Raw genomic sequence first — 6,110 nt, 5'->3', positions numbered from 1 at the left:
GGAAGTTAAGCCCGCCAGCGCCGATGGTACTGCGACCGGGAGGTCGTGGGAGAGTAGGACGCCGCCGGACATTCACACTGTTAAGGGCCACCCCACTAGGGGTGGCCCTTAACATATGTATGACCAGTTTTCCTGGTTGTTCTCGTGCCTTGTGCTGCCGTCGGGTGTCTGACTGGCGGCCGGGGCCTCACCCCCGCTGCGGACGCGGTAACGTTTGTCCGATTACTGCTCTTCAGCTTCGTTAGGAGTCCACCGTGGCTACGCCACCTCGCAATCCTCGCTCCGGTTCAGGGGACCGCCGCGGTTCCTCCGGAGGCGCCGGCCGTTCCGGCCGCAGTGGAGGTGGACGTCCTGAGTCCGGCGGTCGCTCGAGCTCTGGGGCTGGGCGGTCGGGTTCCGGCGGTGGTCGGTCTGGCTCTGGTGCCGGGCGTTCCAGCTACAGCGGTGGCGGCACGGGCTCTGGCGCGGGTCGCGCGAGCTCGGGTGGCGGTGGCGGGCGTGCGGGTTCCGGAGGCGGTCGCGGCGGTGCCGGCGGTCGTTCTGGCGGGGCGCCTAGTCGTCCGGGTGGTTTTGCCGGTGGGCGTTCGGGTGGTTCGGGCGGACGGTCCGGTGGGCCGCGTTCGGGTGGCAGCTCGTCGTATCGGGATGAGGGCTCTGCCGAGAACAGGCGTGGGTACGTCGGATCGCGTGGGGATGACAAGGGCCAGCGTGATCCGTTCCGTGGCCAGCTGAGCGGCGAGGGTGGTCGCGGGGCTGGGCGTGGGGACAGGCCTGGTGGGTTCCGGCGCGATGACCGTGGCGACGATCGGCGTGATGACCGGTCCGGTGGCCGCGGTGCAAACGCGCGTGATGACCGTGGCGGGCCGCGGCGGGATGATCGCGGTGGTGACGGGCGTAGCTCGTACTCGCGGGATGACCGCGGTGGCCGTGGTGGTTCGCGGGATGAGCGTGGCGGAGCCGGCGGTGGATACAGGCGTGATGACCGCTCCGGCGGCGACCGCGGTGGCCGTGGTGGTTCGCGGGATGACCGTGGCGGAGCCGGCGGCGGATACAGGCGTGACGACCGCTCCGGCGGCGACCGCGGTGGCTACCGGCGCGATGAGCGTTCTGGCGATGACCGTGGTGGATACCGGCGTGATGAGCGGGCCGGTGGTGAGCGCGGTGGGTATCGCGGGGATGCGCGGTCGGGTGATCAGCGCGGTGGATACAACCGTGATGACCGGTCGGGTGGCGATCGTGGTGGCTACCGGCGAGATGAGCAGGCTGGTGACTCGCGTGGTGGGTTCCGGCGTGACGAGCGTGGCGGGGACTCGCGTGGGCGGGGTCCTGGTGCGGCACGTGGTGGCGGGCCGGCGCGCGGAGAGCGTGGAGCCTTCCGGCGGGACGACCGCCCGGGCGGTGCCCGGCGAGATGAGCGCTCCGGCGACGACCGCAGTGGGTACAGCCGCGACGACCGCGGGGGCGACTCGCGTGGTGGGTATAACCGCGACGACCGCGGTGGGGACTCGCGTGGTGGCTTCCGGCGGGACGAGCGGTCGGGCGACAACCGTGGTGACTCGCGCGGTGGGTACCGGCGGGACGAGCGGGCGGGCGATGCACGCTCCGGCTACAACCGGGATGACCGCTCTGGCGGCGATCGTGGTCGAGCGGGTGGGGCTCGGCGGGATGAGCGGGCCGGTGACTCGCGTGGTGGGTACAACCGCGATGAGCGGGCTGGTGACTCGCGTGGCGGGTACAACCGCGACGACCGCGGTGGCGACTCGCGTGGTGGGTTCCGGCGGGATGAGCGTGGTGGGGATTCGCGGGGGCGTGGGCCTGTCGGGGATTCTCGCGGGCGTGGTCGGGACGAGCGGCGCGGGCCGGCGGGGCGCGATGAGCGTCGGGGCGGGCCTCGGCGGGAGGATCGTGAGGAGAAGGCCGGTCCTCGGCGGGACGACCCGAAGATTCCGGAAGGGATCACCGGTGGCGAGCTTGATCGTGGTGTGAAGGCTGAGCTGCGGTCGTTGCCGCGGACCTTGGCGGATCTGGTCGCGCAGCACCTGGTGGCGTCGGGGCGGTTCCTCGACGACGACCCGGAGCTGGCGTACCAGCATGCGCGGGTCGCGCGGCGGCTGGCGTCGCGGCTTGGTGGAGTGCGTGAGGCTGTGGCGATCACGGCGTACCTGGCTGAGCACTACGACGAGGCGCTGACCGAATTCCGGGCCGTACGGCGGATGACGGGTAACCACGAGGTCATCGCGATGATGGCTGACTGTGAGCGGGCGCTCGGTCGGCCGGACAAGGCGTTGGCGCTGACCAAGGACAAGCACGTTCACGACCTGTCGGAGCCGACGCAGATGGAGCTGCTGATCGTGGCGGCCGGTGCGCGGCGTGACATGGGACAGACCGCGGCGGCGATCCAGACGCTCGAGGTGCCGGAGCTGACCAAGCGGACGCGGGCCGAGTGGCTGCCGCGACTGCGGTACGCGTACGCCGATGCGCTGGCGGAGGCCGGTCGTACGGACGAGGCTCTCGTGTGGTTCCACCGCGCGGCCGGCGTCGACGGTGACGGTCTGACCGGCGCCGCCGAGCGTGCTGCTGAGCTGGAAGGGCTCGAGTTCACCGACCTCGACGAAGACGACACTGTTCTCGACGACGAGTACTTCGAGGAAGAGGACGAGGTCGAGGAAGACGAGGACCTGGCGGACGAAGCCGACCTCGACGAACCTGAAGACGCCGCAGAAGGCGACGCTGACGACGCCGCACAAGGTGACGCGGACGACGAGTCCGAAGACGAAGCCGATGAGGTTGCGGACGAGGCTGATGAAGCTGAGGATGCGGCTGACGAGGCTGAGGATGCCGCCGCTGAAGCGAGCGACGAGCTGGATGAGGACGGGGTCGACGAGTTCGACGACGTGGCTGAGGACGTGAAGGACTCGGCCGGCGGCGAGCCCAAGGGCGCTGAGGAGTAGAGACGTGGTTGACCGGGACTTGGTAGTGGCTGAGAGCCCGGTCGGCGTGCTTGTCGGCGTGGCTCTCGCGAAGGGAGCGCGCCGGCTCGAGAAGTCGGTCGGGATGGTGTCGGCGGGGGAGGACGACGCCATCCATCAGGTGCGCGTCTCCTGCCGGCGGTTGCGCAGTGACCTCAAGCTGTTCCGCAAACTCCTGGCCGGCGACTGGGCGCCCGAGCTCCGGGCCGACCTGGCCGCGCTCGCCCAGGCCTGTGGTGAGGCGCGCGATCTGGAAGTGATCGCCACCCTCGTCCGCGAGAACACCACCAGCGAGGACAACGAAGAACACGTCGACACGATCCTCACCGCACTCACCCTCGGACTCGACCGTGCCTCCGCGCGCTCCGCCGAGGTAGTGCTGGGCGAGACCACCAAGGACCTGCTCACCACCATCGAGTCGATCGCAGCAGGCCCGGATCTGAATCCCAACGCAGGCAGGCCATGTGGCGAGGTCCTACCCGAGCTCCTCGAGTCGGCCACCGCGAAGTTCACCCAGGAAGCCCACAAGCTGAAGCCCTGGAGCGCCGACGACCACTGGCACGAGGTCCGCCTGCTGGCGAAGCGCGTGCGGTACGCCGCCGACACCAGCGCCGCCGTACTCGGTGAGGAAGCAAAAGCCACCGCCGCCCAAGCAGCGACGTACCAGGAGCTACTGGGTCAGCACCAGGACCACTGCGCCGCAGCGGACGCGCTGACCGGCATGGCTGCGGACGCGGCGGCTCAGGACGACCCGGAGCTGTCCTTCACCCTCGGACGGCTCACCGAACGCCACCGCGCCGCCCGCAAGCCCCTCCGGGAGCAGTTCCTCAGCCTCTACCACCGGCCCTGAAACCTCACAGCATCCGGAACAGCAGCCCCACCCGCGGCTTCGGCCCGAACGACGTGGCCTTCTGCGGCAGTACGACGCCCTGGGCCGCGGAACGCAGTACCTGGTCCATCCGGGGTGCTGCGAGCTCTACAGCCGCCTGCTGAGGCCCAGCCAACGCCAGTGCGTCAGCGAGCGTGTGGTGGAAGCTGATGTCCTCCTCCACGACACCCCAGGCTGGCAACAGCACCTCATGCAGCAGCGCGACCGTTGGCGTATCCACATCGGAGTGGAGCGTCAGCCAACTGGTGCCGTCCGTGATCGAGATGCGGTCCGGATCGCCTTCCACCCGACCAGGCTGCATCTGCCAGCCGGTCGGCGTGTGTGTCCGCACAGTCTCCAGATCCAGACCAGGTACGACGCGATGGATCGGGTCCAGCGTGAGCGGATGGCGGATGTAGTCGACCAGCATCGCCAGACCGACCTCTGCGCCCGGCCGGTAAGGCTCCCGCAGCTGTCTCTCCAGGTATGCCGCGTACCGGTGGTGCCCGTCCGCGATGACAGCCTCGTGCTTGGCCAACTCCGCAGCGATCGCCTCGAGGGTCTCTGGATCGTCGATCCGCCAGATGCGGTGCTCGGCGCCGTTGTACGTCTCAGCCTCCACCCACGGCTCCCCGGAGCGCGCCGCGTCCACGGCATCGCTGGCCACGCTGCCGCCGGCGTACGCGAGCAGGATCGGCTCCAGGTCCGCGTCCGTAGCCTCCATCAACCGGAGCCGGTCGTCGACCCAGTGCGGCATGACTTCCTCGTGCGGCAGCACCACCGTCCGCGCCGGATCCAGCCGCAACGAGCCGACCAGTCCGCACAGTACGGCGTTCCCCAGCCGCTGTTCGTACACGTACAGCGCGGGCCGCCCGTCCTGTATCACCACACCGTCCCGCTGCCAGCGCGCGAGCCGCTGTGCGGGTTCGTCGTACCGGCCGGGGCCGAGCTCCGGATCGCGTGGAAGGATGAGCCTCACCATGTTGTGCAGATCAGAGTCAGTCAGCCGCCGGACGATGGCGGGTTCCAGCACGTCGTACGGCGGTGACGTGACCGCGCCGAGCGCGCTCACCTTGCCGGCGACGAACCGCCAGGCACGCAGTGGATCGAGTCTCAGCACGCTCCTCCTCGAATCCGGCATGCGCGGCATCGTACGGTTTCCAGCATGAACACGGAACGTGAAGCGCCTGTTCCGCTGTCGGCGTGTGACGTACCGCTCGCGAGCCGGTACGACGTGGCGCTGCTCGACCTCGACGGCGTCGTGTACGTCGGCCCCGACCCGGTCCCGGACGCCCCGGAGAACCTGCGGAAAGCTGCCAAGGAAGGCATGCGGATCGGGTACATCACCAACAACGCGAGCCGGCCGGCCCGGGTCGTTGCCGAGCACCTCGCATCGTTCGGGCTGGATGTGATCGCCGACGACGTGGTGACCTCCGCGCAGGCGGCCGCGAAGCTGATCGCGAGCGAGTACCCCAAGGGCTCGCCGGTCCTCGTGGTCGGCGGCGAGGGGCTGATCGTCGCGCTCGAGGAGTACGGCCTGACGCCGGTCCGCAGCAGCGACGCGAACCCGGTGGCCGTCGTACAAGGTTTCCACCCGGACGTGAACTGGGTGATGCTCGCGGACGGCGCGCACGCGATCAACGAGGGCGCGAAGTGGTTCGCGACCAACCTGGACCTGACGATCCCCACAGCGGCCGGGAAGGCGCCCGGTAACGGGACGCTCGTGCAGGCGGTCCGGGCCGCGGTCGACGTCGATCCGGTCGTCGCCGGCAAGCCCGAGCCGCCGCTGCTGGAGACGAGCATCGAACGGCTCAAAGCCAAGCAGCCGTTGATGATCGGGGACCGGTTGGACTCCGACATCCAGGGCGCGAACGCGGTAGGCATCGCGAGTCTGTGGGTCGCGACCGGCGTCAACGACCCGTACGACCTGGCGCGGGCGCCGAAGAACCAGCGCCCGACGTACGTCGCCGCGGGTCTCAGCGCGCTGGCCGAGAAGCAGCCGGGCGTGACTGTCGACGGTGGCAAGCATTCGTGTGAAGGCTGGACCGCCGAGATCGTCAACAATGCGGTCGCGGTCAAGGGCGAGGGCAAGCCGTACGACGGTCTGCGCGCGATCCTCTCCGCGGTCTGGACCGCCGTCGACGCGCCGACCGAGCAGGCCAAGCCCGCGAAGGCCGCCGGCCGCACGCGTCGTCCCCGCCCGAAGCCTGCTCCGACGCCCGATTCGATCGCGATCGACGCCGCGCTGCACCGCGTCGGCCTCGACAAGTAGG

The 6,110-nt window shown here is 69.8% G+C and carries 5 protein-coding genes; 4 read left to right on the top strand and 1 reads right to left on the bottom strand.

Annotated elements, in window-relative coordinates; all coding sequences use genetic code 11:
* Positions 1–759 precede the first annotated feature (759 nt).
* Genes ACFWUU_RS37135 through ACFWUU_RS37125 form a run of 3 tightly spaced genes read left to right on the top strand, consistent with a single transcriptional unit; the run spans position 760 to position 3,819 of the window.
* Positions 760–1,986, top strand: a complete 1,227-nt coding sequence (locus tag ACFWUU_RS37135; protein WP_380182884.1) for a hypothetical protein — start codon at positions 760–762, stop codon at positions 1,984–1,986.
* The gene (locus tag ACFWUU_RS37130; RefSeq protein ID WP_380182882.1) at positions 1,983–2,951 is read left to right on the top strand and encodes a hypothetical protein; all 969 of its coding nucleotides are present in this window, start codon (positions 1,983–1,985) and stop codon (positions 2,949–2,951) included. Before ACFWUU_RS37135 ends, ACFWUU_RS37130 begins: the two co-directional genes overlap by 4 nt.
* A 4-nt stretch (positions 2,952–2,955) precedes the next feature.
* Complete coding sequence (locus tag ACFWUU_RS37125; protein WP_380182880.1) at positions 2,956–3,819, top strand: CHAD domain-containing protein; 864 nt, start codon at positions 2,956–2,958, stop codon at positions 3,817–3,819.
* Between the two features lie 4 nt (positions 3,820–3,823).
* Here the strand turns inward: ACFWUU_RS37125 and ACFWUU_RS37120 are convergent, their stop codons facing one another.
* Positions 3,824–4,957, bottom strand: a complete 1,134-nt coding sequence (locus tag ACFWUU_RS37120) for a DUF1015 family protein (protein WP_380182878.1) — start codon at positions 4,955–4,957, stop codon at positions 3,824–3,826.
* A 45-nt stretch (positions 4,958–5,002) separates the two neighbouring features.
* Between ACFWUU_RS37120 and ACFWUU_RS37115 the strand changes: the two genes are divergently transcribed.
* Positions 5,003–6,109, top strand: a complete 1,107-nt coding sequence (locus ACFWUU_RS37115) for an HAD-IIA family hydrolase (protein WP_380182876.1) — start codon at positions 5,003–5,005, stop codon at positions 6,107–6,109.
* Position 6,110: the final 1 nt, after the last annotated feature.

It is taken from the genome of Kribbella sp. NPDC058693, from assembly GCF_042715335.1.
Classification (GTDB): domain Bacteria; phylum Actinomycetota; class Actinomycetes; order Propionibacteriales; family Kribbellaceae; genus Kribbella; species Kribbella jiaozuonensis.
Note: the sequence above shows the minus strand (reverse complement) of the source record. Positions and strands in the feature narration are given on the sequence as shown.

Excerpts from the sequence above, each read along its gene's own strand:
- ACFWUU_RS37115 (WP_380182876.1), top strand. The coding sequence starts at position 5,003 with ATGAACACGGAACGTGAAGCGCCTGTTCCGCTGTCGGCGTGTGACGTA.